At 72.4% G+C, this 2,312-nt stretch carries 2 protein-coding genes; one reads left to right on the forward strand and one right to left on the reverse strand.

What is annotated here, in order from left to right; translation table 11 throughout:
- Positions 1 to 887: oxygenase MpaB family protein (locus AB0O29_RS35190; protein ID WP_365160315.1), on the reverse strand; the 887-nt coding region annotated here is incomplete at its 3' end.
- A gap of 164 nt (positions 888 to 1,051) precedes the next feature.
- On the opposite strand from AB0O29_RS35190, the gene sph reads away from it, so the two are divergent.
- A complete protein-coding gene (gene sph / locus AB0O29_RS35195; RefSeq protein WP_365160318.1) occupies positions 1,052 to 2,041 on the forward strand; it encodes a sphingomyelin phosphodiesterase in 990 nt (329 codons plus the stop codon).
- Positions 2,042 to 2,312: the final 271 nt, after the last annotated feature.

Raw genomic sequence — 2,312 nt, forward strand, 5'->3', positions numbered from 1 at the left:
CGGGTCCCGGCGCGCCACCGCGCCCGGGCGGCGCGGGCCCGCGGGAGGTAGCGCAGCCGTTCGGGCAGGAGCGGTACGAGGACCCGTACGGCGGTGCTGAACCGCCGGAGCCGGCGCTCCTGGGCCGGGGTCCACTCCAGGCCGATGGCGGCCCGGGCGTCGGGCGGCATGTAGCCGACGGTGACGAAGGCGCGGAAGCGCAGGTAGCCGGTGCGCAGGAGCGGCCAGGTGAGCCTCAGCAGCAGCCGCAGGACCGGCGAGGCGGGCTCGGGACGCGGCAGGTCGGCGTCGACGGCGACCAGTTCCCGGGCGACCTTGGTCGGCTCGATCTCCTCGGCCAGCATCCGGTGGTAGTACGGCCAGAACTCCTCGACGGTCTGCGGCATGTCCCGGTCGCGCAGCCCGAGGATCCGGCCCACCTGGAGCCACTCCCGGTACATCTGCCGGTCCTGCTCGGGGGTGGTGCGGCGGAACAGGTAGCGCCCGGCGTACTGGGCGACGGGGAAGCCCGTGGCGTGCACCCAGGCGTAGCAGGCCGGGTCCAGCGAGTGGTAGCGCCGGCCCCGGGTGTCGGTGCCCCGGATCTCCTTGTGCAGGCGGCGCACCCGGCGGCCCTCGGCGGCGGCCTCGTCCCCGCCGTACACCCAGAGCATCACGGAGCGCAGGGAGCGCTCGCCGCGCCCCCAGGGGTCGGTGCGGAAGACCGAGTACCGGTCCACTCCGGCGCCTACGGCCGGGTGGGCGACCTGCATCGTGAAGGCGGCGGGCAGGGTCAGCAGGGAGCGGATGTCCCCGGCGGTGCTCCACAGCACTCCGCCCGGCGGCGGGGGCTCCGGATCGAGGCGGCTGGTGGGGCTTTCGGGGGCTATGTGACCCGTGTGGTTCATGGGATCCATTATGCGAGCGCGAGAAGTCGCGCCCCGGACAGAAAGTCTTGTCAAGGGTGTTACCCCGAAGTAACCGTGGCTGCTTGGATGACGGCGTCGATCTTCCCCCCGCCCCCCCTGCCCGCAGGATTCCCGGGGATCCCACAGGACTGATGGAGACCTCCATGCCGCAGATCTCGCACCGCAGCCGTGCCGCCGCCACGGCCGTCGCCGCGACCGCAGCCGCAGCAGCCCTCGCCCTCGCCTCCGCCCCCGCCGCCACGGCCGCCGAGAACGGCGCCGCGCCCCGGCTGAGCGTGCTGACGTACAACACCTTCCTGATGAGCACGAACCTGTACCCGAACTGGGGCCAGGACCACCGCGCCGCCGAGATCCCCAAGGCCTCCTTCTTCCAGGGCCACGACGTGGTGGTCCTCCAGGAGACCTTCGACAACGGCGCGTCGGACGCCCTGAAGGCCAACGCCGCCGCCCAGTACCCGTACCAGACCCCGGTCGTGGGCCGCAGCAAGAGCGGCTGGGACGCGACGGGCGGCTCCTACTCCTCCACCACCCCGGAGGACGGCGGCGTCATGGTCCTCAGCAAGTGGCCGATCGTGCGCAAGGAGCAGGTGGTCTACAAGGACGCGTGCGGCGCCGACTGGTGGTCCAACAAGGGCTTCGCGTACGTGGTGCTGGACGTCAACGGCACCAAGGTGCACGTGGTCGGCACCCACGCCCAGTCCACCGACCCCGGCTGCGGCGCCGGCGAGGCGGCCCAGATGCGCAGCCGCCAGTTCAAGGCGATAGACGCCTTCCTGGACGCGAAGAACATCCCGGCGGGCGAACAGGTCATCGTGGCGGGCGACATGAACGTCGACTCCCACAGCCCCGAGTACAACTCGATGATCGGCGACCTCGACCTGGCCCCGGCCGACGCGCGCACGGGCCACCCGTACTCCTTCGACACGGCGCTCAACTCGATCGCCAACTACCGCTACCCGACGGACCCCCGCGAGGACCTGGACTACGTCCTCTACCGCAAGGGCAACGCCCGCCCGGCGGGCTGGGAGAACAACGTCGTCAAGGAGCAGTCGGCCCCCTGGACGGTCTCCAGCTGGGGCAAGTCGTACACGTACTCCAACCTCTCGGACCACTACCCGGTGGTGGGCCGCTAGGCACGCCGATGCGGGGCCCGGGCCCGCCATCGCCCCCGCGAGGGGTGGGGGCGGGCCGGTGGCTGCCCACCCGCCTCCCCGGGTGCGGGGCGGTGGGGGGCGGCACCCCGCTGGGCGGGGGCGGGACAGCCGGCCGGGACCGGGGAAGGACGGGGCCCAAGCAGAGGGTTCTCAGAGAGGGTTGGGGGTTTCCCGCCAGTCTCATCGTCCTTCCGCGTCGGGCCGGCCTGTCAAGGGCGCTCCTTCGTCGCGTCGCTTCGCGATGGCCTTC

It is taken from the genome of Streptomyces sp. NPDC089915 (genome assembly GCF_040684675.1).
GTDB lineage: Bacteria > Actinomycetota > Actinomycetes > Streptomycetales > Streptomycetaceae > Streptomyces.